The organism is Pseudomonas cavernae (assembly GCF_003595175.1).
GTDB lineage: Bacteria > Pseudomonadota > Gammaproteobacteria > Pseudomonadales > Pseudomonadaceae > Aquipseudomonas > Aquipseudomonas cavernae.
Window position 1 is genome coordinate 2,054,334 of the sequence record NZ_CP032419.1, and the last position, 23,759, is coordinate 2,078,092.

The following is a 23,759-nucleotide window of genomic DNA, read 5'->3' on the forward strand; positions in this document are numbered from 1 at the left end:
AAACCGCGAAGCGTTTTCCACCGCAAAATCAGGCGAATCTGTGGACAAGCAGAGCGTTGTCCACCCGACGAATCGATTGAGCGCAGTAGCGCTCAGGCTTGGGTCAGATACCAGCGCCAGTCCTGCTCACCCACCTCGGCCATGAACTGGCGGTATTCGGCGCGCTTCACCGCCAGGTAAACGCCGAGGAATTCCTGGCCCAGCGCCTCGTGTGCCCAGCTCGAACGCTCCAGCGCTCGCAGCGAGGTCAGCCAGTCGGTCGGCAGGAACTCTGTGGCCTGGGCATAGCCGTTGCCGGTGACCGGCGCGCCCGGGTCGATTTCCTCGCGGATGCCGCGATGGATGCCGGCGAGAATCGCCGCCGCGGCCAGATAGGGGTTGGCATCGGCGCCGCAGATGCGATGCTCGATATGCCGGGTATTCGCCGGGCCGCCTGGCACGCGCAGGCTCACGGTGCGGTTGTCGATGCCCCAGGTCGGCGCCAGCGGCGCGTAGCTGTTGGCCTGGAAGCGCCGGTAGGAGTTGGCGTTGGGGCAGAACAGCAGCAGCGAATCCAGCAGCGATTCGAGCATGCCGCCCACCGCCAGACGCAGCAGCGGCGTGCCGGCCGGGTCGTCGCTGGCGAACAGGTTGCGACCCTCGGCGTCGGCCAGGCTGACATGCATGTGCATGCCGGTGCCGGCCAGGTGATCGAAGGGTTTGGCCATGAAGCAGGCCTGCATGCCGTGCCTGTGGGCCACACCCTTGACCAGGCGCTTGTAGCGCACCGCCTGATCCATGGCTTGCAGCGCGTCGCCGTGCTCGAGGGTGATTTCCACCTGACCCGGGGCGTATTCCGAGATCGCCGTGCGCGCCGGGATGCCCTGGGCCTTGCAGGCGGCATACAGGTCGGCGAGGAACGGCTCGATCTGCTCCAGCTCGCGCAAGCCATAGACCTGGGTACTGCGTGGTCGGCCGCCGTCGCGGTCGAGCGCCGGCTGCGGCCGGCCGTGGGCGTCGCGCTGCTGGTCGAGCAGGTAGAACTCCAGCTCGCAGGCCATCACCGGGTGGTAGCCGTCGGCCTTCAGTGCATCGATGACCTGGATCAGCACATGGCGCGGGTCGGCGATGGTCGCCGGCATCCCTTCGCTCGGGTGCATGCTGACCTGCACGGCGGCGGTCGGCATCTGCCGCCAGGGCAGGCGCACCAGGCTGCCGGCTAGCGGGTAGGCGCGGCAGTCGATATCGCCGACGTCCCAGACCAGGCCGGAGTCTTCGACGTCCTCGCCGTGGATGGTCAGGCCGAGGATGGTGCTGGGCAGCGGCCGGCCACTCTGGTAGACCGCCAGCAGCTCATCGCGATGCAGCAGCTTGCCGCGCGGCACGCCGTTGGCGTCGAGGATGAACAGTTCGAAGGCTTCGATATCCGGGTTTTGTGCCAGGAAATCCTGGGCTTCTTGCACGTGGGCAAAGGTCATGCAGAACTCGTTAGCGCCGCCGGGGCGCGAATAGACGTATCTCGGCCGACCGCCGCGCGCTCAGGGCGTGGGGTGTCGGCATCCGTAGGGATGAGGCGGCAGGGGCTCGCGCTCAGGCGAGGCGAGCGGCATCCGGCGGGCGGGCGTGGCGGCAATGCCAGAGGGCCCAGAAGGCCAGTTCGGCGGGCAGGGCGGTGGTGGCTTGGCGATTGTTCTTGCGCAGGCGCCCGGCATCCGGTGTGCGGGTGCTGGGTGTCGCAAGAGACGTGAAAATCGCGGCAAGCTGCATGAAGTGGCGTCGTGACGAGCCACACGGGGCTCAACTAGCGGCAGGTTTGCACGGCGGCTATCGGCTGTTAAATCATATTTTTCATATGTTCAGTTCTGCGCTCGCTAAACTTATCGCGCGCCGATCAGCGCGTATCGGGGCGTGGCAGGCACGCGCCTGCCGCCATCTTTGTCGGCTAATCCCCTGTGGTAGACTCCGCGCTTTGCGCGCCCCTTCAACCCAAGGAAAACCATGACCTTCAAGGCATCGGACAGCCTCGTCGAACAGATCGCCAACCACCTGGCCGAGCGCATCATTCGCGGCGAGTTGCAGGAGCGTGAGCGTATCCAGGAGCTGAAAGTCACCCAGGAATTGAATGTCAGCCGCGGCTCGGTGCGCGAGGCGCTGTTGCTGCTCGAGCGCCGCCATCTGGTGGTGATTCCGCCTCGGCGTGGGGCGCAGGTCAGCGAGTTGACCCCGCATAACGTCAAGAGCCTGTATGCCCTGGTGAGCGAACTGTACATCCTGCTCGCCAATGCGGTGGCCGAGCGCTGGCAGATCGAGGCCGACCTGGCGCCGTTCCGCGCCATCCAGCAGCGCTTGATCGACAGCGCCGAGCGTGGTGACATCCACGCCTTCGTCGCCGACAGCTTCAATGTCATGCGCGCCGGGCTGCCCTTCGCCGACAACCCCTACCTGCAGGAAACCCTGGACAACCTCCTGCCGGCGGTCAGCCGTTCCTACCACCTGGCGCTGGAGCGGCGCAAAGCCAAGATGAGTCAGTTCCTCGAGGTGTTCGACGGCCTGCTGCAGGCGGTGATTGCCCGCGATCAGGTACAGATTCGCGAACTGCTCAGTGCCTATGGCAAGCACAACTGCCAGACGGTGCTGGCCGCCCTGGCTGACCGGTAAGGGAACGGAACATGCGGCTCAAGTGCATCAAGCTGGCGGGCTTCAAGTCGTTCGTCGACCCCACCACCGTCAGCTTTCCGAGCAACATGGCCGCCGTGGTCGGGCCCAATGGTTGCGGCAAGTCCAACATCATCGACGCCGTACGCTGGGTGATGGGCGAGAGTTCGGCGAAGAATCTCCGCGGCGAGTCGATGACCGACGTCATCTTCAACGGCTCCAACACCCGCAAGCCGGTGACCCAGGCCAGCATCGAGCTGATCTTCGACAACGCCGATGGCAGTCTCGGCGGCGAATACGCCCAGTACGCGGAAATCTCCATCCGTCGCCGCGTGACCCGCGACGGGCAGAACGTCTACTTCCTCAACGGCACCAAGTGCCGGCGCCGCGACATCACCGATATCTTCCTTGGCACCGGCCTCGGCCCGCGCAGCTACTCGATCATCGAGCAGGGAATGATTTCCAAGCTGATCGAGGCCAAGCCCGAGGATCTGCGCAATTTCATCGAGGAAGCCGCCGGCATCTCCAAGTACAAGGAGCGCCGCCGCGAGACCGAGAACCGCATCCGCCGCACCCACGAGAACCTGGCGCGTCTGACCGACCTGCGCGAGGAACTGGAGCGCCAGCTGGAGCGCCTGCACCGGCAGGCCCAGGCGGCGGAGAAGTATCAGGAATACAAGGCCGAGGAGCGCCAGCTCAAGGCCCAGCTGGCGGCCCTGCGCTGGCAGGCGCTGAACCAGCAGGTCGGCCAGCGCGAGGCGGTGATCGGCAACCAGGAGGTCAGCTTCGAAGCGCTGGTGGCCGAGCAGCGCAATGCCGACGCCAGCATCGAGCGCCTGCGCGACGGCCATCACGACCTGTCCGAGCGCTTCAATCAGGTGCAGGGGCGCTTCTATTCGGTGGGTGGCGATATCGCCCGAGTCGAGCAGAGCATCCAGCATGGCCAGCAACGTCTGCGCCAGCTGCAGGATGACCTCAACGAGGCCGAACGGGCGCGCCTGGAAACCGAATCGCACCTCGGCCACGACCGCACCCTGCTCGCCACTCTCGGCGAGGAGCTGGACATGCTGGTCCCCGAACAGGAGATGAGCGCCGCCGCCGCCGAGGAAGCTTCCGCTCAATTGGAAGAGGCCGAAGGCGCCATGCACGCCTGGCAGGAGCAGTGGGACGCCTTCAACCAGCGTTCCGCCGAGCCGCGCCGGCAGGCCGAGCTGCAGCAGGCGCGCATCCAGCAGCTGGAGCAGAGTCTGGAGCGCCTGGCCGAGCGCCAGCGCCGCCTGGGCGACGAACACCGGCAACTGGCCGCCGACCCCGAGGACGCGGCGATCCTCGAACTCGCCGAGCAGGTCGCCGCCAGCGAGCTGAATCTGGAAGAGCTGCATGCTGCCGAACTGGAACTGGTCGAGGGTTTGGAGCAGCTGCGCGGCGAACTGCAGCAGGCCGGCCAGGCCCAACAACAGGCGCAGGGCGAACTGCAGCGCTTGAACGGCCGCATCGCCTCGCTCGAGGCGCTACAACAGGCGGCGCTGAATCCCGGCAAGGGCGCGACCGAGTGGCTGCGCGAGCAGCAGCTGAGTGAGCGGCCGCGCCTGGCCGAGGGCTTGCGCGTCGAGCCGGGCTGGGAGCTGGCGGTGGAAACCGTGCTCGGCGCCGACCTGCAGGCGGTGCTGCTGGATGATTACGAAAGTCTCGATCTGGCTAGCTTCACTCAGGGCGATCTGCGCCTGGTCAGCCCGGCCAGGGGTGGCGTGCGGGTGGTCGGCAGCCTGCTCGACAAGGTCGAGGCCGGTGTCGACCTGGCGCCCTGGCTGGCCCGGGTCAAGCCGGTGGAGTCGCTCGACCAGGCCTTGGCTATGCGCGTCCAGCTAGCTGATGGCGACAGCCTGATCAGCCGCGACGGCTACTGGGTCGGCCGCCATTTCCTCCGCGTGCGGCGCGCCAGCGCAGCGGAAAGTGGCGTGCTGGCGCGCGGCCAGGAGCTGGAGCGCCTGAGCGGCGAGCGTGACGAGCGCGAAGCGACGCTGGCGGCTCTCGATGAACGTTTGCAGCAGCTGCGCGAGCGCCAGCGCCAGCAGGAAGAGACCCGCGAGCAGCAACGCCGCCGCCTGCAGGACGAGGCACGCCATCAGGGCGAACTGAAGGCGCAGCTGTCCGCCGGCCAGGCCAAGGTCGAGCAACTGACCTTGCGCCGCCGCCGTCTCGACGAGGAATTGCATGAGCTGGGCGAGCAGCGCGGCAGCGAACAGGAGCAACTCGGCGAATCGCGCCTGCAACTGCAGGACGCGCTGGACGCCATGGCCATCGACACCGAGCAGCGCGAGGCGCTGCTGGCGCAGCGCGACCAACTGCGCGAGCGCCTCGATCGTGTGCGCCAGGAATCGCGCCAGCACAAGGACCAGGCACATCAGCTGGCCGTGCGTCTGGGCTCGATCCGCGCCCAGCACGAGTCCACCCGCCAGGCCCTGGAGCGTCTCGAGCTGCAGTTCGCCCGCAGCCTCGAGCGCCGCGAGCAACTCACGCTGAACCTGGAGGAGGGCGCCGCGCCGCTCGAAGAGCTGCGCATGAAGCTGGAAGAGCTGCTGGAAAAGCGCATGGGCGTGGAGGACGAGCTCAAGCAGGCCCGTCTGGCCCTGGAGGACGCCGACCGCGAACTGCGCGACGCCGAGAAGCGCCGCACCCAGGCCGAGCAGCAGGCGCAACTGTTACGCGGCCAGCTCGAGCAGCAGCGCCTGGAATGGCAGGCCCTCAGCGTGCGGCGCAAGACCCTGCAGGATCAGTTGCTGGAAGACGGCTACGACCTGCACGGCGTGCTTGCCACCTTGCCCGGCGAGGCCAGCGAAAGTGCCTGGGAAGAAGAATTGGAGCGTCTGGCTGCGCGTATCCAGCGCCTCGGCCCGATCAACCTGGCGGCCATCGACGAATACCAGCAGCAGGGCGAGCGCAAGCGCTACCTGGATGCACAGAACGCCGACCTGGTGGAGGCGTTGGACACCCTGGAAAACGTCATCCGCAAGATCGACAAGGAAACCCGCAACCGCTTCAAGGAAACCTTCGACCAGATCAACGGCGGCCTGCAGGCGCTGTTCCCGAAAGTCTTCGGCGGCGGCAACGCCTACCTGGAACTTACCGGCGAGGATCTACTCGATACCGGGGTGAGCATCATGGCTCGGCCGCCGGGCAAGAAGAACAGCACCATCCATCTGCTCTCGGGCGGGGAGAAGGCGTTGACCGCGCTGGCGCTGGTATTTGCCATCTTTCAGCTCAATCCGGCGCCATTCTGCATGCTCGACGAAGTGGACGCGCCGCTGGACGACGCTAACGTCGGCCGCTACGCGCGGCTGGTCAAGGAGATGTCGGAGAAGGTGCAGTTCATCTACATCACCCACAACAAGATCGCCATGGAAATGGCCGATCAACTGATGGGGGTGACCATGCACGAGCCCGGTTGCTCGCGGCTGGTGGCGGTGGATGTGGAGGAGGCGTTGGCGATGGTCGAGGCCTGAGCCGGTGCAGTGGATTATGTGAACGACGGTGTAAAGTAGCCGTTCGTCGTGCTAGCTTAGGGCAAACTTTTAATATGCGCGGAAAATACCTGTAAGAACATACAGTTGTCCGCGTTTCAGGGGGCGAGGACGCCCTTTCTTCATTATCATTTTCAGGGGTTAAGGGGTCACATGGAAATCGGTCTGCGCGAGTGGCTGATCGTCATCGGCATCATTGTTATCGCCGGCATTCTCTTCGATGGCTGGCGTCGTATGCGGGGCGGCAAGGGCAAGTTGAAATTCAAGCTGGACCGCAATTTTTCCAATATGCCGGATGACGACGGCGACCCGGAATTGCTTGGCCCGGCGCGGGTGACCCCGCGTTCGCGCGATCCCGAGCTGAACGAAGAAGAACTACCGGTGATGAGCGCCCGCGAGCTGAACCGCCGCCGCGGCACGCCGGTCGAGCCGCAGCAGGGTGACCTCAACCTCGGCGCTGACGAGCCGCCGACCCTGCTCAACCCGGTCGAAGAGGGCGAGCCGAAGAAACGCAAGGGCGCCGCCAAGAAAGAAGAGAGCAAAGAAAGCCAAGAGGCGGCCCCGGTCGAAGAGGTGCTGGTGATCAACGTGGTAGCCCGCGACGATGACGGCTTCAACGGTCCGGCGTTGCTGCAGAATATTCTCGAAAGCGGCCTGCGCTTCGGCGAGATGGACATCTTCCATCGTCACGAAAGCATGGCCGGCAATGGCGAAGTGCTGTTCTCCATGGCCAACGGCGTCAAGCCGGGAACCTTCGACCTCGACGACATCGACCACTTCCGCACCCGGGCGGTAAGCTTCTTCCTCGGCCTACCGGGGCCGCGCCATCCGAAGCAAGCCTTCGATGTGATGGTCGCCGCCGCGCGCAAGTTGGCCCATGAGCTGAACGGTGAGCTGAAGGATGACCATCGCAGCGTGCTGACCGCCCAGACCATCGAGCATTACCGCCAGCGCATCGTCGAATTCGAGCGCAGCAAGTTGCTCACCCAGAAACGCTGATCCGGCCAGCCCGTGTCAGAGCGAAAGAGCAGCCGAGGCTGCTCTTTTCGTTTGCGAGAGAATCACCATGACTGACACCGCTACATCCACAAAGAATGCCGCCGAACGCATTGCCGAGTTGCGCGCCGAGCTCGATGCGCACAACCACCGCTACTACGTGCTGGACGAACCGAGCATTCCGGACGCCGAGTACGACCGCCTGTTCAACGAGTTGAAAACGCTGGAGGGCGAGCACCCCGAGCTGGTGACCGCCGATTCGCCGACCCAGCGAGTTGGCGGCGCAGCGCTCAGCGCGTTCGGCGAGGTGCGCCACGAGGTGCCGATGCTCAGCCTCGGTAACGCCTTCGAGGACAGCGACCTGCTCGACTTCGACCGCCGCGTGCGCGAGGGCCTGGACCTGCCGGCCGGCGATCTGTTCGGCGGCGGCGCCACGGTGGCCTACTGCTGCGAACCGAAGCTCGACGGCCTGGCCGTCAGCTTGCTGTACCGCGACGGCCAACTGGTGCGCGGCGCCACCCGCGGCGACGGCAGCACCGGCGAGGACATCAGCAGCAACGTGCGCACCGTGCGCAACATCCCGCTCAAACTGCAGGGCAGCGGTTGGCCGGCGCTGCTGGAGGTGCGCGGCGAGGTGTTCATGTCCAAGGCCGGCTTCGAGGCGCTTAATGTCCGGCAGCTGGAGAGCGGCGGCAAGACCTTCGCCAACCCGCGCAACGCCGCCGCCGGCAGCTTGCGCCAGCTGGATCCGAAAATCACCGCCAGCCGGCCGCTGGAGTTCTGCTGCTACGGCATCGGCCAGGTGCAGGGCGAGTTGCCGGATAGCCAGGTCGGCATCCTCCAGGCACTCAAGGGCTGGGGCCTGCCTATCAGCCACGAGCTGAAGTTGGCCGAGGGCGTGGAAGCGTGCCTGGACTACTACCGCAACATTGGCGAGCGGCGTCAGGCGCTGGCCTATGAAATCGACGGGGTGGTGTTCAAGGTCAACAACCTGGCCTGGCAGCGTGAGCTGGGCTTTCGCGCCCGCGAGCCGCGCTGGGCCATCGCCCACAAGTTTCCGGCCAGCGAGGAGCTGACCGAGCTGCTGGACGTCGAGTTCCAGGTCGGCCGCACTGGCGCCGTCACCCCGGTGGCGCGCCTGAAGCCGGTCAAGGTGGCCGGCGTCACCGTGTCCAATGCGACCCTGCACAACATGGACGAAGTGGCGCGCCTGGGCCTGATGATCGGCGACACGGTGATCATCCGCCGCGCCGGCGACGTGATTCCGCAGGTCATGGCCGTTGTGGCCGAACGTCGCCCGGCCGATGCGCGGTCGGTGCAGATCCCCGCGTGCTGCCCGGTGTGCGGCTCGCAGGTCGAGCGCACCCAGCTGGTCAAGCGCAGCAAGGGCAAGGAGACCCTCAGCGAAGGCGCGGTGTACCGCTGCGTCGGCCGTCTGGCCTGCGGCGCGCAGCTCAAACAGGCGATCATCCATTTCGTCTCGCGGCGCGCCCTGGACATCGAGGGCCTGGGAGAGAAGAGCGTCGAACAACTGGTGGACGAGGGCCTGGTGCGCTCGCCGGCGGACCTGTTCACCCTGCGCTTCGAGCAGATCGTCGGCCTCGAGGGCTTCGCCGAGCTGTCGAGCAACAACCTGCTGGCGGCCATCGCCGCGAGCAAGCGGCCGGGCCTGGCGCGCTTCATCTACGCCCTCGGCATCCCCGATGTCGGCGAGGAAACCGCCAAGACCCTGGCCCGTGCCCTCGGCTCGCTCACACGCATCCAGCAGGCCTTGCCGGAAGTGCTGACCTGGCTGCCGGATGTCGGTGCCGAGGTGGCCTACGAGATCCACAACTTCTTCGGCGATGACCACAACCGCACGGTGATCGCCCAGTTGCTCGAGCGCGGTCTGCAGTTGCAGGAGGAGGGCGAGTTGCATGCCGAATTCGCCGCCGCCACCACCCTGGCCGATTTCATCGACAAACTGAACATTCCCTTCATCGCCGCCACCGGGGCGAGGAACCTGGCGGACAAGGCCGGCAGCTTCGACGGGGTGATCGCCCTCAGCCAGGACTGGCTGGAGCTGAGCGTGATGAAGGGCCTGAACGACAAGGCCAAGCAGTCGCTGCGCGAATTCTTCGCCAACCCGGACAACGTCGCCCGCGCCCGTGCCATCGAGACGCAGCTGCGTGACTTTGGCATGCACTGGGAATCCGAGAAGAAAGCAGTCGCAGGCCTGCCGCTGGCCGGCCAGACCTGGGTGCTGACCGGCACCCTGGAGGCCATGAGCCGCGATATGGCGAAGGACAAGCTGGAAGCACTGGGCGCCAAGGTTGCCGGCTCGGTGTCGGCCAAGACCAGCTGCGTGGTGGCCGGGCCGGGCGCCGGCTCGAAGCTGGCCAAGGCTAGTGAGCTGGGAGTGCGGGTACTGGATGAGGCGGAGTTTCTCGGCTTGTTGCAGCAGTTCGCCTAAGTGCCTGCTTCGTACAGAATCTGACACGCAGGCGGCAAAGCCTGGGGCGTGAAGGGTGCCCGGCGTTCACCTTTGTAGGATGGGTTGAGCGCAGCGATACCCATCGCACGGAGCCCGGCTCGGCGCCGCTGGTGGGTTACGCGGCGCGGATGCCTTGTCTTGGGGCCAAGCACTTTGCACTTGCGCCGCTAACCCACCCTACGATTGCGCCTGTCTGTCAAGGGGGGGTGACGCTTCACCCATCCAGCTTCTTGGCAAGGTTTGTTGGATGAAAAGCTCATCCACCTTATGGATTTAAAATATGAGCGGAATAAGCCGGTAGCGCACGTCAATCATGTATTCACGGTACTGGGGGTCAAGAGCCAGGTGCCTTTCTTCCCGGAATATTCGTATGCAAAGAAGCCCTATGGTCACCGCATAGATAGCTACGTTCGCAAGAGTCGTATTTGTCAGTACATATCCGGTGAATATCAGGCAGTAACTCGCATAGATCGGGTGGCGGACGATGCGATACATCCAGGCTGTTTTGATTTTTCGCTTTGCCGCAACAAGCGCAAAACTGCGGTTAAGTGAGATTAGAGCCAATATCTGAATGCATGCCCCTGCAATAATCGCCGTGCTTGCCAAAGGCAGTATTCCCCATGAGGCTGGGCGAAAAAACAGTGGGGCGAATGTCCCGCCAATTGCTACCAGCCAATCGAAGGGAATGGTTGAGACAGTTTCTGGATCGCTTCGAAATATAAAAAATATGGCTGTCAGTGTTTCAGATAAACAAAATATTAGAGGTGAAAGTTCGTGCGTCTTCTGGAATTGCAAGATATGAGCGTAAGCGAACATCCCCCAAACGACCGCAAGGAACATTCCGCTGTAGAAATTGAGTCGACTTGATTGCAGTAATTTTGATGTTTGGCTCATATAGGTCTGCTCTTTGATCGATGATTTTGTTGATTATTTTATTTTTGCAGTTTGTAGGTTGGATGACGCTTCACCTGTCCCCTTGGTAATCCCCTGGTGGATGAAAAAAGCGTAATCCACCCTACGGATCTAGACGCTCAGGCCTGTTCCCGTATGCCGGTCTGCAGCATTTCCTCGCGGGTGCTGCCCAGGCCCAGGTCTGTCCTGGTGGACTCCTTGTCCGGCCCTGCGCTGCGGTATTCGCTGGGCGTGCAGCCCATGTACTGCTTGAAGCTGCGGGCGAAGTAGGAGGGGTCCTTGAAGCCGGATTCGTAGCCGATGCTGGTGATGGGCATCTGGCTGTTGTTGAGCAATTCTTTGGCGAAATCCATGCGCTTGCGCAGGATGTATTCCATGAAGCCCACGCCGAGCTGCTCCTTGAACAGCCGACAGAAGCGAAAGGGCGTCATGCCGCAGCGCTGGGCCAATTCCTTCTGGTCGATGCCCTCGTGGAAGTGCTGGTCGATGTGCAGCAGGGCCTTCTGCAGCGCGCGCTGTATCTGGTGTGATTTGGTCAGCCGAATGCTGTCGGGTAGTGGACAGCCGCGCTCGATGCAGGGTTTGCTGGCGTGGACGGCGCCGCCTTGGCGCAAGGTCCGCAGTTGCTGCAGAGATTCCAGATAACGGGTCTTTTCGGCGCAGGGGAGTGGCAACACCAGGTATTCCCAAACGCCGGCGCGCATGGCCCATACAGCCAGTTCCTCGGAGTGTTGCACGGTGAACATGGTGATGGGGATCGACGGCGCTGTGCGCTTGACCTCCAGCAGCAGGTTGAGGCCGAGGGCGTCCGGACGGTCGAAGTGCATGCAGATCATGTCGGGCTGCTGGTCATGCTCCGCATCCGTCACACTGGAGTCTCGTGCCAGCCGGCAATCGCAGGACGAGCGAAACTGGCCGATCAACTCCTCCGCCGAGCGGTCGTGCGTGAGATCGAGCCATAACAGCACTGGTTTACTGCCGGAATTGCACGCCATTTTCCCGAGCCCGCCCTGTTTTCTTATATGGCCCTTCCAGAAACTCTACGCAGAGCCTTGCGTTTCCCTGTTCTGCAGTATCGCCAATGTGCTATCAGGCTAAAGACCTATTTCTGATATAGGACTAAGGTCGCATATGAATAACGGTCTAAAAACCAGCCGTGGGCGCCTGCTTGCGTCAAGGAATCGCCATTTTGCTTGGTTTGGCAGGGATTTCGCCGTTCGTCTGACGCTTTGTAGTGGGAAGGCCGGCGGGCAAAAAACTCCTAGCGATGCGCAAAAAACTCCTAACCCCGTTCACTCGCCGCTGACTAACTTGCAGACACGGCGCACAGCGTGCAGCCGGTTTTCGGCAAACCAATCAGCGAGTGAGGTGGGCGAAATGAATCTGCAAACGATCAAAGGTGCGGTGATGAAGTTCGTCAAAGACGAGGACGGGTTGACCATCGTGGAGTATGCGGTGGCCGGGGGACTGATCACAGTTGCGGCTGTTGGAGCCTTTGTCACGTTGGGCCAAAACGTGAACTCTAAGATCGGGTGTATGCGTGATGCCGTTGGAACAGGTGCAACTCCAGGCACCGCATGTGGTGGTGCTGCTCCTGCTCCTTAACTAAGTGGTAACTCTGAGAGAGCGCTGGCGATGTCAATGGAGCTGCTGCTTGGCAACATTTTACTGCTAGGACTGCTGGGTGCTGCGGTGGTGAGCGATCTATGCCGCCACCGCATCCCCAACTGGCTGGTGCTGTTAGGGCTGGCTCTCGGGCTGACTGGGCAGGTTCATGCTTTAGGTATAGCCGGCTTAGGCAGCGGCCTGCTGGGCCTGCTGGTCGGTTTCGTTGTTTTCCTTCCGTTTTATGTCTTGGGCGGAATGGCGGCGGGCGATGTGAAGCTGATGGCTATGGTCGGCAGTTTTCTGGCCCCTACAGCAGCCCTCTGGGCGGCAGCGTGCAGTTTGATGGCCGGTGGGCTCTGCGCCTTGTTGCTGGTACTAGTGCGCGGCCAGTTGCCACTGACCCTGTCTCGCTACCGGCTGAGCCTGATGGCCCGAGCCTATTTGGCTCCGGCGCCGGATGAAGTGGCGGGCCAACCCTTTCCCTACACGGTAGCCATCCTCCTGGGCACCTTGCTCAGTCTGTTCTGGCAACCCTTCGAACACTGGCAGCTGTTCGGCCACTAGCGCAGGAGGCCCATTATGTACGCCGTCAGCGACAGCGATGCCTACCCCAGCGAACGCGAGGCCGTGCAGCGCCTGGCGCCGCAGCCGCGCAGCATCCGTGATACCGGCCTGACGGACAACTTCCTCGGCGACCTGCTGTGCAAGCACCTGCATGACGCCGGAGTGCTGGATCTGCCGCGCCTGGTCGAGCGCCTGGCGCTGACCGGCTCGGTGCTGGAGGAGGTGCTGGCCTTCCTGCGCAAGGACGGGCGCGTCGAGGTACTCGGCCAGGCCGGTGGCCAGGGGCTGCGCTACGGCCTCACCGAGCGTGGCCGGCGTGCCGCCCGCGATGCGCTGGCGCGCAGCGGCTACATCGGCGCCGCGCCGTTTCCGGTGAGCGCCTATCGTTCGCTGCTCAAGGTGCAGACCATCCATCACGGCCGCATCGGCATAAGCGATATGCGCTGCGCCTTCGACGGGGTGGTGCTGGCCGATGGCATGCTCGATCAGTTGGGTGTGGCCCTGAATTCCGGACGCGCCATCATGATTTACGGCCCGGCCGGCACCGGCAAGACCTATGTCAGCAGCCGCCTGATTCGTCTGTTCGCCGAGGCCATCTGGCTGCCGCATGCCATCGTCATCAACGATGCCGTGCTGGAAATTTACGACCCGCAGATCCATCAGCGCCTGGATGCCGACCAGCAGGGCAGCCTGCTGCTCAACGAAGGCATCGACCGGCGGCTGCTGTGCTGCAAGCGGCCGCTGCTGATCACCGGCGGCGAACTGGGCCTGGAGCAGTTGGAGGTCCGCTTCGACCCTTCCACCCGTCTGTACCAGGCGCCGCTGCAGCTCAAGGCCAGCAACGGCCTGTTCGTCATCGACGATCTGGGCCGTCAGCGCGTGGCCGCGGGCGAGTTGCTCAACCGCTGGATCGTGCCGATGGAAGAGCGGCGCGATTTCCTCAACCTTGGCGGTGGTCGCCACTGCGAAATACCGTTCGACCTGGTCCTGGTGTTTTCCACCAACCTCAATCCGTTGGAACTGGCGGACGAGGCCTTCCTCCGGCGGATTGGCTACAAGCTGCATTTCAACTACCTCGACCCCGGCCATTACGAGCGCATCTGGCGCCAGGAGTGCGAGCGCCTGGGCATTCCTTTCGATCCACTGCTGCTGCGCTATGTGCTGCAGGGCTTGTACGAGGCCGAGGGCATGCCGTTGGTGCCCTGCCACCCGCGTGACCTGCTGGGCATGGCGCTGGACCGCCAACGCTATCTGAATGCCTCTGGCCCGCTGTCATTCATCGATCTCGAGTGGGCCTGGCGCAATTATTTCGTCCAGCTCGACTTTTTGGATTAGGGAGATACCGACATGAGCGCGCGTACCTTGACTCTGATTGCCCTGTCCCTGGTCCTCGGCCTGGGTGCTGCCTGGATGGCCAACAACTGGCTGAGCGCGCGGCTCAACGCCAGTCCGGACGACAACCTACAGAACGTGGTGGTCGCCACGGTGGAGATTCCGTTCGGGCAGATGGTCGAGGCCCAGCAGGTCACCGTGGTGCGCATGCCCAAGGGCACCGTGCCGGACGACTCCTTCGCTGCCACCGAGCAGGTGGTGGGCAAGATCGCCACCTTCTCCATGCTGCGCGGCGACATCCTGCGCGGCGCCCGGCTCGCCGAGCACCTGGGCGGCAGCACCCTGGCCTCGCTGATCGAGCCCAGCAAGCGGGCGGTGTCGGTGCGGGTGGACGACGTGGTCGGGGTCGGCGGCTTCCTCTTGCCGGGCAACCGGGTGGATGTGCTGGCGACCAAGCAGGCCGGCGGCAACAGCAATGCCGAGGCGGAAACCATTCTGGAAGACCTGCGCGTGCTGGCGGTGGACCAGACCGCCAGCACCGACAAGACCCAGCCGGTCGTGGTGCGCGCGGTAACCCTGGAAATGAGCCCCGCCGAGGCGGAGGTGCTGGTCAAGGCGATGAGCGAAGGCCGTCTGCAACTGGCACTGCGCAATCCGCTGGACGAGCAGAAGAAGCCGGCGCAACCACTGGCGGTGAACCAACCGACAGCGCCGCCGCCGGCGCCCAAACCGGTGCTGCGCCGCAGCGGTGGTAGTGGCGGCGGCATCACGGTGATTCGCGGTATCGAGGTCAAGGTGGCGAAAGCCCAACTGTAAGCGGTGCCTCTCCCGTAAACGGGTGAGGGAGACAAGCTAAGCGGTGCACGCCCTGAGAGGCAGGCGTACTAACTGATGGCAAGCGGCATATCACGCAAGGAGTAGTACATGGATACCCTCCACAAATTCAGGACATACGCGCTGCACACCCTGGGCGCATGCTTGCTGCTGACTGCCGCAGTGCAGGCGGCCGAGCCGCCGACGGCGGTACGCGCAATGCCGGCGGCCAACACCAGTCGTATTCAGGTGCCGATCTACAAGTCGCGCGTGCTCACCACTCGTGCACCGGTGAAGAAGGTCTCGGTCGGCAACCCGGAAATCGCCGACATCCTGATCACCAGCCCGACCCAGTTGTACCTGTTGGGCCGTTCCCTGGGCAGCACCAACGTGCTGTTGTGGGACGGCGGCAACCGCCTGATCGACAACTTCGAACTCGAGGTGGAGCACGACCTCAACGGCTTGAAGACCAAGCTGCACGAGTTGCTGCCCAACGAGAAGATCGAGGTTTACAGCGCCCAGGGCGCTCTGGTGTTGCGCGGTCACGTCAGCAGCGCGGTGGCCATGGATACCGCAGTCAAGCTGGCCAAGACCTATACCGCGCAAACCTCGAGTGTGGTCCAGGGGGAAGGTGAGGCCGCCGTGGCGGCGCCGACCCAGTCACTGGACGTGATCAACCTGCTCAGCGTCGGCAGCAGCCAGCAGGTGATGCTGGAGGTCAAGGTCGCGGAGATGCAGCGCAACCTGTTCAAGAGTCTCAGCGTGCGCTTCAACGCCCTGGACTTCGGCTCATCCAGCCGCTGGTCCACGGGCGGTTTCAACAACGGCGAGGGGCTGGGCTTCGACGGCAATGGCAACGTCAACCCGGTCTCCCTGATCGGCAATGGCAAGGGCTTCTTCGGCCAGTTCCTCTCCGACGAGTTCCTCTTCAACGTGGTGCTGGAGGCGGCCAAGGACAATGGCTCGGCCAAGGTGCTGGCCGAGCCGACCCTGACCACCCTCACCGGGCAGCAGGCCGAGTTCATCTCCGGCGGCGAGTTCCCGGTGCCGATCACCGAGGACGATGGCATCACCATCGAGTTCAAGGAGTTCGGCGTCGGGGTGAAATTCCTCCCGGTGGTGCTCGATTCCGGGCGCATCAACCTCAACCTGAATGTCTCGGTCAGCGAGCTTTCCAACGCCAACTCGCTGGTGCTGGACACCGGCCTGCAGAGCATCCTCGGCGAGGGGGTGACCCAGGTGATTCCCTCGCTGACAAAGCGCAGCGCCCAGTCCACCGTCGAACTCGGCAACGGCCAGACCATCGCCATCGCCGGGCTGATCAGCGAGAACACCCGCGATTTCGTCAGCCGTTTCCCAGGCCTGGGCGACCTGCCGATACTCGGCCACTTGTTCCGCAGCCAGCAGTTCATCAATGGCGAAACCGAACTGGTGATCCTGGTGACGCCGCACCTGGCCAAGCCGGTGGATGCGCGGACCGTGCGCCTGCCGACCGAGAAGTTCGTCGAGCCCAGCGACCTGGACTTCTACCTGCTCGGCAAGACCAAGGGCCGTGAGCCCGGGCGCCCGGTCCCCGTCAGCCTCGGGGTCAGCGAGGGTAGCTTTGGCCATGATCTCAATTAAGTAGAGGCAACGACTATGAAAGCCATGATTTCCCTTGCCCTGCTGCTGTTCGGGCTAGCCGGCTGTGTGATGAGTTACGAGGAAGGGCGGGTCGGTACCCTGGGCTACAGCATCTACCAGACCAGCTACCAGCAGATCGCCGACAAGGAGGTGGCGGCCAACCCGGGTACGGAAGTTTCGGCGGCCGGCACCGATGGCCCGCTGACCGAGAAGGTAATGGACGCCTACCGGGGCCAGACCGGCGATGCCGCGCAGGTCGGCCAGCCGATCCAGATCAATATCGGCGACTGAGGAACCGACCATGAGCTCCCGCATCCATAGGCCATTCACCGCGCCGCCGCGCCGCCAGCGGGGGGCGGTGATCGTGCTGATCGTAATCGCGCTGCTGGCCATGCTGGCCATGGCCGCGCTGGCGCTGGACGGCGGGCACATGCTGGTGAACAAGACGCGCCTGCAGAATGCCGTGGATGCCGCCGCGCTAAGTGGGGCCAAGCGGCTCTTGCAAGTGTCCGGCGCGGCTGGTGCGGCGACCGTGGTGCAGACTGCCGCGCGCGATACCCTGCTGCTCAACGCCAGTGCGCAGAACGGCAATGGCGAGCTGGCGACGGCCATCACCCGGGCGGGGGGCATTGGCAGTTTTGCGGTGGTGGAGTTGGCCAGCAGCGTCTACGGGCCGTTCTCCTTCCCGGGGCCGGCGGATGCCAGCTATGTGCGGGTGTCGGTGCCGAACTATCGTTTGAGCGAATTTTTCTGGGGCATCCTGCAGGCGATTGCGGGGCCCGACCCGAGCAAGGCGGTGGCGGCCATCGCCACCGCCGGGCCGAGTCCGACCAGCCCCTGCGACGTGGTTCCGCTCATGGTGTGCGGCAACCCGGCTCAGTACGACCCGGACAATGGGATGTTCTGGGGCTACCGCTTCGGCGATCTGCAGCTGCTGAAAACCGCGGCGAACGACAGCTCGCCAATCGGCCCCGGCAACTTCCAGTTGCTCGATCTGGGGGGCAATGGCGGTAATGGCGTCCGTGAAGGGCTGGCCGGCGGAATCAAGCAGTGCAATAGCGTCGGTGAGCAGGTCCAGACCAAACCGGGCAATACGGTCGGCCCCTCCGTCCAGGGCTTGAACACCCGGTTCGGTGACTATCAGGGCGGCAACCTCAGCCGTCAGGACTATCCGCCGGATCTGGTGATTACCGCCAACTCGCCGGAGCTGAAGTACGACGACTCGGAGTCGCCGCCGCGCATCGAGCACCAGAATCTGCCGGTCACCTCCAGCAACGGCCACCTGTCCACCGCCACCCGTGCGCTGTTCGATTACCACGACTGGGAACCGGCTTCCTCGGCCTGCGCCGCTGGCACCGGCAGCGGCTGTCAGAGCGGCGGCGTGTTCGAGCGGCGCATGCTGAAGATCGTGGTCGGCCAGTGCAGCGGAACCGATGGGGGTACGTCATCGGTGCCGGTGCTGGGTTTCGGTTGCTTCTTCGTGCTGCAACCGGCGGAGCACCAGGGCAACGAGGCGCAGATCTTCGGCCAGTTCGTCAAGGAGTGCGAAGGCGACAATGTGGCCGGGCCGACCCCGATAGACGATGCCGGCCCGCAGATTATCCAGCTGTACAAGACCTATATCGACAACAACCGCACGCCGAGCGGCGACTCCTAGGAGGGGCCATGGACCGACAAGCATTCGCGCGGCGCCAGGCCCAGGAGGGGGTGGCCATGGTTGAGTTCGCCATCACGCTGCCGCTGCTGCTGTTGCTGTTGTTCGCCATCGGCGAGTTCGGCCGCCTGCTGTTCCAGTACAACAGCCTGCTGCAGGCCAGCCGCGACGCCGGGCGCTTCGTCGCCAACGAAGCCTGGAACGCCACCCTGGGACGGGTCGAGCTGAGCGCTAGCCTGCGCACCCGGACCCAGAACCTGGCGGCCAGCGGGGTGGCCTCCGCGCAGACGGCGAGCTGTAGCCCCGACAACAGCGTGCGGTTGGTACCCAAGCCGTGCCCGGGCGACGTTGCCGTCACCGCAGTGGGCAGCGATCACGTCCAGGTCACCATCAGCTACACCTTCCGACCACTCATCGGCAACGGCCTGCCGGCGTTCATCGGCAATGGCACGGCGCTGAGCGTCCCGTTGGTCGCCACCACCGTGATGAGGGCCTTGTGATGAACGCCAGGCGGATGCGCGGGGTGTATGTGGTCGAATTCGCCGTCATTGGCCTGCTGCTGTTCATCCTGCTGTTCGCTGTGCTGGAGATGGGCCGTCTGTTCTTCACCGTCAACGCCCTGAACGAAACCGTGCGCCGCGGCGCGCGGCTGGCCGCGGTGTGCGACATCAGCGAGCCGCGCATCCTGCGTCGCGCTATCTACAACGCGGCCAACGACGCCGGCGCCAGCAGCCTGATCGGCGGCCTGGACACGGCCGACCTGAGCCTGACCTATCTGAACGAGAACGGCGCGGCCGTGGCGAGCCCCAGCGATCTCAGCGGCGCTGCCGGCTTCCGCGCTATCCGCTACGTCCGCCTGCAGCTCCAGGGCTTCACCTTCAACCTGCTGATCCCCGTGCTGGGCACGGGGATCACGCTGCCGCTGTTTCAGTCGATCCTGCCCCGCGAGAGTCTTGGCCGGCATGCCGAAGCGGGCGTAGTGCCGGAGATCACGCCATGTTGATGAGCAGGGATGTCACCCCGTCGAGAACCGTCGCCCGGCAGAGCATGCGCCTGCTGATCAGCAGCCGCGACGCCGCGGCCTTGCGCCACCTGCAAAGCCTCAGCCAGCGCATTCCCGGCCTGCAGGTGACCACGCGGCTGGTGAGCAACGGCCATACCGACCCGCTTTACGGCCTGGAGCAGATGCCCGACCTGCTGTTGCTGCGCCTCAGCCATCTGTGGCGCGAGGAACTGGCCGCGTTGCTGCAGCGCCCGGCCCAGGAGCGTCCGCCCTTGCTGGTCTGCGGTCCGCTGGACGAGCTCGAGGGCATGCGCCTGGCGATGCAGGCCGGCGCCCGCGATTTTTTCCCCGAGCCGGTGGCCGCTGAAGAGTTGCAGGCGGCGATCGGCCGCGTGCTCAGCGAGGCCCGCAGCGGCACCGGCTGCGGCGGCAAGTTGATCGCGGTGATGAATGCCAAGGGCGGCTCCGGCGCCACCTCGCTGGCCTGCAACCTGGCTCAGCAGCTCAGTGCCAGCGGCGCCAGCACCTTGCTGCTGGATATGGATCTGCAGTTCGGCAGCGTGACCCATTACCTGGATGTACGGCCCTCGCACAGCCATTTGGAAGTGCTGCAGCAGATCGACGAACTGGATAGCGTGGCCCTGCGTGGCTTCTGCAGCCATTTCAGCCCTGACTTGCATGTGCTGGGCGGGCGCTCTAGCGAGCTGTGCCTGCCGCAGGATGTGCACCAGGAACAATTGGAGTCCTTGTTGCGCCTGGCGCGCAGTACCTACGACTGGGTGGTGGTCGACTTGCCGAGGCAGATCGATCACCTCACCAGCATCACTCTGGAACAGGCCGACCGGGTCTACATCCTGGTGCAGCAGAGCCTCAGCCACCTGAAGGACGCCACCCGTCTGATGCGCATCCTGCGTGACGACCTGGGGGTGCAGGGCAGCCATCTGCAGGTGGTGGTCAACCGCTACAACAAGGTGGCCCCGGTCAGTCTCAAGGATATTGCCGAGGCGCTGCGCTGCGCCGATCTGCAGAAACTGCCCAACGATTATGCGGTAGTCAGCGAAAGCCAGAACACCGGCGTGCCGCTGGGGATTCATGCGCCGCGCGCGCCGGTCACCCTGGCCATGCGCGAGCTGTGCCAGGAGTTGCTCGGCACCGAGGCCGCCGCGCAGGGCTTGCTGAAACGTACTTTTGGCCGACTGTTCAGGGGATAGACCATGCTCAGCGAACTTCGCAATCGTCTGCGTCAGCAGCCCGGTAAAAGCGCCCCGGCGGCATTGGCGGAAGAGCCGGCCGCCGTCGCCACCCCTATGACCTGGGAGGTCAATGCACCGGACGTCGTCTACGAAACCCGCACCCAGCTCAACCCGGTGGAAACCGAGTGGCGCGAGAAGATCTATCAGCTGTTGCTCAAGGTCATGGACCTGTCATTACTGGACTCCCTGGAGCCGGTCGAGGCGGGGCGGCAGATTCGCGAGATCTGCCAGCGTCTGTTGGACGAGAATTCGGCACCGGTAAGCGCCAGCAGCCGCCAGCTGATCATCAAGCAGATCACCGACGAGGTGCTCGGGCTGGGGCCGCTGGAGCCCTTGCTGGCCGATCACAGCGTGTCGGACATCCTGGTCAACGGCCACGCCTCGGTGTACGTCGAGCGCCACGGCAAGCTGCAACGCACTGACGTGCGTTTTCGTGACGACCAGCATCTGCTGAACATCATCGACCGCATCGTTTCCAGCCTGGGGCGGCGCATCGACGAATCCTCGCCGCTGGTGGACGCCCGCTTGAAGGACGGTTCGCGGGTCAACGCCATCATCCCGCCGCTGGCCATCGACGGACCGAGCATGTCGATTCGCCGTTTCGCCGTGGACCTGCTGAGCACCGAGAGCCTGGTGCAGATGGGCACCCTGACGCCGGCCATCGCCCTGCTGCTCAAGGCCATCGTGCGCGGGCGCATGAATGTGCTGGTGTCCGGCGGCACCGGCACCGGCAAGACCACCATGCTCAATGTGCTGTCCAGTTTCATTCCGCATAACGAGCGGATCGTCACCATCGAGGACTCCGCCGAGCTGCAACTGCAGCAGCCGCACGTGGTGCGCCTGGAGACCCGGCCGTCGAACATCGAGGGGCGCGGCGAGGTGAGCCAGCGCGAGCTAGTGCGCAACAGCCTGCGTATGCGCCCGGACCGCATCGTCATCGGCGAGGTGCGCGGTGCCGAGGCGCTGGACATGCTGACGGCGATGAACACCGGCCACGACGGCTCGCTGACCACCATCCATGCCAACACTCCGCGCGATGCCTTAGGAAGGATCGAGAACATGGTGTCGATGACCGGCGCGACCTTCCCGATCAAGGCCATGCGCCAGCAGATCGCCTCGGCCATCGACGTGGTGGTCCAGCTGGAGCGTCAGGAGGATGGCCGCCGGCGTTTGGTCAGCGTGCAGGAAATCAACGGCATGGAGGGCGACATCATCACCATGACCGAAATCTTCACCTTCGAACGGCGCGGCATCGGCGAGCAGGGCGAGGTGCTCGGCGATTTTCGTCCGACCGGGATGATTCCGGGCTTTCGCGACGTGCTGGCCAAGCGCGGCATCGAGCTGCCGCTGAATCTGTTCCGCCCCGAATGGATGGAGGCCCTGCAGTCATGAACCAGCTCCCCTCCGAGTACATCCTGGCGTTCCTCGGCATGGTCTTCGTCGCCGTATTCCTGCTCAGCCAGGGCGTGGTGGTGCCGGTGTTCGGCGAGGCGGGCAAGACGCGCAAGCGTATCCGCGCGCGCCTGAGTGTGCTGGAGCATGCCGCCCAGTTGCCGAACATGCAGACGGTGCTGCGACAGAAGTACCTCACGCGCCTGTCGCCGCTGGAGGCCAGTCTGGAGCAGTGGCCCTTGATGGAGGCCCTGGCCACGATGATCGAGCAGGCCGGCCACGAGTACCGGGCCTATCGCGTGCTGATGCTCAGTCTGGCGCTGGCGCTATGGGCCGGTGTCGGACTGTGGCTGCTGGTGCCGCTCTGGTGGGCGGCTTTGGGGCTGGCAGCGCTGGTGTTCTGGGTGCCGATCCTGAAAATCGCCAGCGATCGCAGCAAGCGTTTCGCCGCCTTCGAAGAAGGCTTGCCGGATGCCCTGGACGCCATGTGCCGCGCCTTGCGCGCCGGCCACCCGTTCAACGAGACCCTGCGCCTGGTGGCCGACGAGCACAAGGGGCCGGTGGCCCATGAGTTCGGCCTGACCTTCGCCGACATCAACTACGGCAACGATGTGCGCCGGGCCATGCTCGGCCTGCTGGAGCGCATGCCGAGCATGACGGTGATGATGCTGGTGACCTCGATCCTCATTCACCGCGAGACCGGCGGCAATCTGACCGAGGTGCTGGAGCGTCTGAGCAGCCTGATCCGCGGACGCTTCCGCTTCCAGCGCAAGGTCAAGACGCTGTCCGCGGAGGGGCGGATGTCGGCCTGGGTGCTGATCTCGGTGCCCTTCGTGCTGGCCGCGGCAATCATGCTGACGACTCCGGAGTACATGCCGGTGCTGATCAAGGAGCCACTCGGGCAGAAGCTGGTCATGGCGGCGTTCGGCGCCATGCTGGTGGGCATCGTGTGGATTCGCAAAGTCATCCGTATTCAGGTGTAGGCGTTACCCCTAGAGGGAAGGAGTTGGACATGGACTACCTGTTGGCTCTGATCAAAGGCGCAGTGGGCAACGAACAACTGGCGCGCCTGCTGTTTCTCGGCGCCATCGGCCTGAGCGCGGCGCTCGCCGTGGTCACCGTGGCACTGTTGGTGATGGGCTTGCAGGACCCGGTGCAGCGCCGGCTGGCGCTGATCAAGCGCGGTCATGGCGACTTGTCCGGGGATCAGCGGGCTCCCGGCAATCTGCAACTGCTGCTGGAACAGGTGGGCCAGCGCTTTGCCAAGGAAGACCGCAGCCAGGTTTCCGCCACCCGTACCCTGTTGATGCACGCCGGCTACCGTTCGGCCTCGGCCGTGCAGCTGTACTGGGCCATCCGTCTGGTACTGCCGCTGACGCTGCTGGGCTTGGCGCTGCTGGTGCTGCCCTTGCTGCCGAAGCTCTCGCTAACCTTGGCTCTGTTGCTGGCGGCCGGGGCTGCCGGCGTCGGCTGGCTGGCGCCGGCGATCTATGTGGAGAAGCGCAAGGCCGCGCGGATCAACCGGCTGCGCGCGGCCTTTCCCGATGCTTTGGACCTGATGGTGGTGTGCGTGGAGTCGGGGCTGGCCTTGCCCCAGGCCATCGAACGGGTCGCTGACGAGATGGCGGTCAGCCAGGTGGAACTGGCCGAGGAACTGGCGCTGGTGAATGTAGAAATCCGCGCCGGCATCCCCAGCGCCCAAGCGCTTAAGGGGTTGGCCCTGCGCACCGGGCTGGATGATGTGCAGGGCCTGGTCAGCCTGCTGGCGCAGAGCATCCGCTTCGGCACCAGCATCGCCGATACCTTGCGCATCTACGCCGAGGAGTTTCGCGATCGACGCACCCAGGCCGCCGAGGAGCAGGCCGCGAAAGTTGGTACCAAACTGGTGTTTCCGCTGATCTTCTGCCTGTGGCCAAGCTTTTTTCTGGTGGCCATCGGGCCGGCGATCATTGGTGTCTTCAAAGCATTCGGGAAGCTATGA

At 64.5% G+C, this 23,759-nt stretch carries 21 protein-coding genes; 17 read left to right on the forward strand and 4 right to left on the reverse strand.

Annotated features, from left to right (window positions below):
• Positions 1-92: 92 nt before the first annotated feature.
• On the reverse strand, positions 93-1,457 hold the full coding sequence (locus D3880_RS09505) for a glutamine synthetase family protein (protein ID WP_119893226.1): 1,365 nt from the start codon (positions 1,455-1,457) through the stop codon (positions 93-95).
• Between the two features lie 112 nt (positions 1,458-1,569).
• Entirely contained in the window at positions 1,570-1,746 is a 177-nt protein-coding gene (locus tag D3880_RS22700; protein WP_162934909.1) for a hypothetical protein, read from the reverse strand.
• 231 nt (positions 1,747-1,977) lie between these two features.
• Here D3880_RS22700 and D3880_RS09510 point away from each other — a divergent pair, with 231 nt between their 5' ends.
• The 4 genes from D3880_RS09510 to ligA all read left to right on the forward strand — a co-directional run bounded on the left by D3880_RS09510 (position 1,978) and on the right by ligA (position 9,603).
• On the forward strand, positions 1,978-2,637 hold the full coding sequence (locus D3880_RS09510) for a GntR family transcriptional regulator (protein WP_119893227.1): 660 nt from the start codon (positions 1,978-1,980) through the stop codon (positions 2,635-2,637).
• Positions 2,638-2,648: 11 nt separating this feature from the next.
• A complete protein-coding gene (gene smc, locus D3880_RS09515; RefSeq protein ID WP_119893228.1) occupies positions 2,649-6,137 on the forward strand; it encodes a chromosome segregation protein SMC in 3,489 nt (1,162 codons plus the stop codon).
• 171 nt (positions 6,138-6,308) lie between these two features.
• Entirely contained in the window at positions 6,309-7,154 is an 846-nt protein-coding gene (zipA, locus tag D3880_RS09520; RefSeq protein WP_119893229.1) for a cell division protein ZipA, read from the forward strand.
• Positions 7,155-7,221: 67 nt separating this feature from the next.
• The gene (gene ligA / locus D3880_RS09525; protein ID WP_119893230.1) at positions 7,222-9,603 is read left to right on the forward strand and encodes an NAD-dependent DNA ligase LigA; all 2,382 of its coding nucleotides are present in this window, start codon (positions 7,222-7,224) and stop codon (positions 9,601-9,603) included.
• 294 nt (positions 9,604-9,897) lie between these two features.
• Here the strand turns inward: ligA and D3880_RS09530 are convergent, their stop codons facing one another.
• Together D3880_RS09530 and D3880_RS09535 are read right to left on the reverse strand one after the other, a co-directional pair.
• Complete coding sequence (locus D3880_RS09530; RefSeq protein WP_119893231.1) at positions 9,898-10,518, reverse strand: methyltransferase family protein; 621 nt, start codon at positions 10,516-10,518, stop codon at positions 9,898-9,900.
• 137 nt (positions 10,519-10,655) lie between these two features.
• On the reverse strand, positions 10,656-11,531 hold the full coding sequence (locus tag D3880_RS09535; RefSeq protein WP_119893232.1) for a helix-turn-helix transcriptional regulator: 876 nt from the start codon (positions 11,529-11,531) through the stop codon (positions 10,656-10,658).
• A 382-nt stretch (positions 11,532-11,913) separates the two neighbouring features.
• On the opposite strand from D3880_RS09535, the gene D3880_RS09540 reads away from it, so the two are divergent.
• From D3880_RS09540 to D3880_RS09600, 13 genes are all read left to right on the forward strand, one after another.
• A complete protein-coding gene (locus tag D3880_RS09540) occupies positions 11,914-12,141 on the forward strand; it encodes a Flp family type IVb pilin (protein ID WP_119893233.1) in 228 nt (75 codons plus the stop codon).
• Positions 12,142-12,171: 30 nt separating this feature from the next.
• Entirely contained in the window at positions 12,172-12,708 is a 537-nt protein-coding gene (locus tag D3880_RS09545) for an A24 family peptidase (protein ID WP_119893234.1), read from the forward strand.
• A gap of 15 nt (positions 12,709-12,723) precedes the next feature.
• Positions 12,724-14,043 (forward strand): P-loop NTPase family protein, encoded by a 1,320-nt coding sequence (locus tag D3880_RS09550; protein ID WP_119893235.1) that lies wholly within the window; start codon positions 12,724-12,726, stop codon positions 14,041-14,043.
• A 12-nt stretch (positions 14,044-14,055) separates the two neighbouring features.
• Positions 14,056-14,856, forward strand: a complete 801-nt coding sequence (gene cpaB, locus D3880_RS09555) for a Flp pilus assembly protein CpaB (RefSeq protein WP_119893236.1) — start codon at positions 14,056-14,058, stop codon at positions 14,854-14,856.
• Positions 14,857-14,964: 108 nt separating this feature from the next.
• Positions 14,965-16,476 (forward strand): type II and III secretion system protein family protein, encoded by a 1,512-nt coding sequence (locus D3880_RS09560; protein WP_119893237.1) that lies wholly within the window; start codon positions 14,965-14,967, stop codon positions 16,474-16,476.
• Between the two features lie 15 nt (positions 16,477-16,491).
• Positions 16,492-16,767, forward strand: coding sequence for a hypothetical protein (locus D3880_RS09565; RefSeq protein WP_119893238.1), 276 nt, complete (start codon positions 16,492-16,494; stop codon positions 16,765-16,767).
• A 10-nt stretch (positions 16,768-16,777) separates the two neighbouring features.
• Positions 16,778-18,133 carry a pilus assembly protein TadG-related protein gene (locus D3880_RS09570; protein WP_119893239.1) on the forward strand — a complete coding sequence of 452 codons (1,356 nt, stop codon included), beginning with the start codon at positions 16,778-16,780 and terminating at the stop codon, positions 18,131-18,133.
• 8 nt (positions 18,134-18,141) lie between these two features.
• On the forward strand, positions 18,142-18,630 hold the full coding sequence (locus tag D3880_RS09575) for a TadE family protein (RefSeq protein WP_119893240.1): 489 nt from the start codon (positions 18,142-18,144) through the stop codon (positions 18,628-18,630).
• Positions 18,630-19,133 carry a TadE/TadG family type IV pilus assembly protein gene (locus tag D3880_RS09580; RefSeq protein WP_119893241.1) on the forward strand — a complete coding sequence of 168 codons (504 nt, stop codon included), beginning with the start codon at positions 18,630-18,632 and terminating at the stop codon, positions 19,131-19,133. The genes D3880_RS09575 and D3880_RS09580 overlap by 1 nt, the downstream gene beginning before the upstream one ends.
• Entirely contained in the window at positions 19,127-20,344 is a 1,218-nt protein-coding gene (locus D3880_RS09585) for an AAA family ATPase (RefSeq protein ID WP_119893242.1), read from the forward strand. The genes D3880_RS09580 and D3880_RS09585 overlap by 7 nt, the downstream gene beginning before the upstream one ends.
• 3 nt (positions 20,345-20,347) lie before the next feature.
• A complete protein-coding gene (locus D3880_RS09590; protein ID WP_119893243.1) occupies positions 20,348-21,778 on the forward strand; it encodes a TadA family conjugal transfer-associated ATPase in 1,431 nt (476 codons plus the stop codon).
• The gene (locus D3880_RS09595; protein WP_119893244.1) at positions 21,775-22,761 is read left to right on the forward strand and encodes a type II secretion system F family protein; all 987 of its coding nucleotides are present in this window, start codon (positions 21,775-21,777) and stop codon (positions 22,759-22,761) included. Before D3880_RS09590 ends, D3880_RS09595 begins: the two co-directional genes overlap by 4 nt.
• A 29-nt stretch (positions 22,762-22,790) precedes the next feature.
• On the forward strand, positions 22,791-23,759 hold the full coding sequence (locus D3880_RS09600) for a type II secretion system F family protein (RefSeq protein WP_119893245.1): 969 nt from the start codon (positions 22,791-22,793) through the stop codon (positions 23,757-23,759).

Bases quoted from the DNA above. Each gene is read 5' to 3' on its own strand.
- D3880_RS09545 (WP_119893234.1), top strand. From the start codon at position 12,172: ATGTCAATGGAGCTGCTGCTTGGCAACATTTTACTGCTAGGACTGCTG.
- D3880_RS09565 (WP_119893238.1), top strand. From the start codon at position 16,492: ATGAAAGCCATGATTTCCCTTGCCCTGCTGCTGTTCGGGCTAGCCGGC.
- D3880_RS09540 (WP_119893233.1), top strand. From the start codon at position 11,914: ATGAATCTGCAAACGATCAAAGGTGCGGTGATGAAGTTCGTCAAAGAC.
- D3880_RS09505 (WP_119893226.1), bottom strand. From the start codon at position 1,457: ATGACCTTTGCCCACGTGCAAGAAGCCCAGGATTTCCTGGCACAAAAC.
- D3880_RS09535 (WP_119893232.1), bottom strand. From the start codon at position 11,531: ATGGCGTGCAATTCCGGCAGTAAACCAGTGCTGTTATGGCTCGATCTC.
- D3880_RS09530 (WP_119893231.1), bottom strand. From the start codon at position 10,518: ATGAGCCAAACATCAAAATTACTGCAATCAAGTCGACTCAATTTCTAC.
- D3880_RS09580 (WP_119893241.1), top strand. From the start codon at position 18,630: ATGAACGCCAGGCGGATGCGCGGGGTGTATGTGGTCGAATTCGCCGTC.
- D3880_RS09585 (WP_119893242.1), top strand. From the start codon at position 19,127: ATGTTGATGAGCAGGGATGTCACCCCGTCGAGAACCGTCGCCCGGCAG.
- D3880_RS09590 (WP_119893243.1), top strand. From the start codon at position 20,348: ATGCTCAGCGAACTTCGCAATCGTCTGCGTCAGCAGCCCGGTAAAAGC.
- cpaB (WP_119893236.1), top strand. From the start codon at position 14,056: ATGAGCGCGCGTACCTTGACTCTGATTGCCCTGTCCCTGGTCCTCGGC.
- zipA (WP_119893229.1), top strand. From the start codon at position 6,309: ATGGAAATCGGTCTGCGCGAGTGGCTGATCGTCATCGGCATCATTGTT.
- ligA (WP_119893230.1), top strand. From the start codon at position 7,222: ATGACTGACACCGCTACATCCACAAAGAATGCCGCCGAACGCATTGCC.
- D3880_RS09595 (WP_119893244.1), top strand. From the start codon at position 21,775: ATGAACCAGCTCCCCTCCGAGTACATCCTGGCGTTCCTCGGCATGGTC.
- D3880_RS09510 (WP_119893227.1), top strand. From the start codon at position 1,978: ATGACCTTCAAGGCATCGGACAGCCTCGTCGAACAGATCGCCAACCAC.
- D3880_RS09575 (WP_119893240.1), top strand. From the start codon at position 18,142: ATGGACCGACAAGCATTCGCGCGGCGCCAGGCCCAGGAGGGGGTGGCC.
- D3880_RS09560 (WP_119893237.1), top strand. From the start codon at position 14,965: ATGGATACCCTCCACAAATTCAGGACATACGCGCTGCACACCCTGGGC.
- D3880_RS09600 (WP_119893245.1), top strand. From the start codon at position 22,791: ATGGACTACCTGTTGGCTCTGATCAAAGGCGCAGTGGGCAACGAACAA.
- D3880_RS09570 (WP_119893239.1), top strand. From the start codon at position 16,778: ATGAGCTCCCGCATCCATAGGCCATTCACCGCGCCGCCGCGCCGCCAG.
- D3880_RS09550 (WP_119893235.1), top strand. From the start codon at position 12,724: ATGTACGCCGTCAGCGACAGCGATGCCTACCCCAGCGAACGCGAGGCC.
- smc (WP_119893228.1), top strand. From the start codon at position 2,649: ATGCGGCTCAAGTGCATCAAGCTGGCGGGCTTCAAGTCGTTCGTCGAC.
- D3880_RS22700 (WP_162934909.1), bottom strand. From the start codon at position 1,746: ATGCAGCTTGCCGCGATTTTCACGTCTCTTGCGACACCCAGCACCCGC.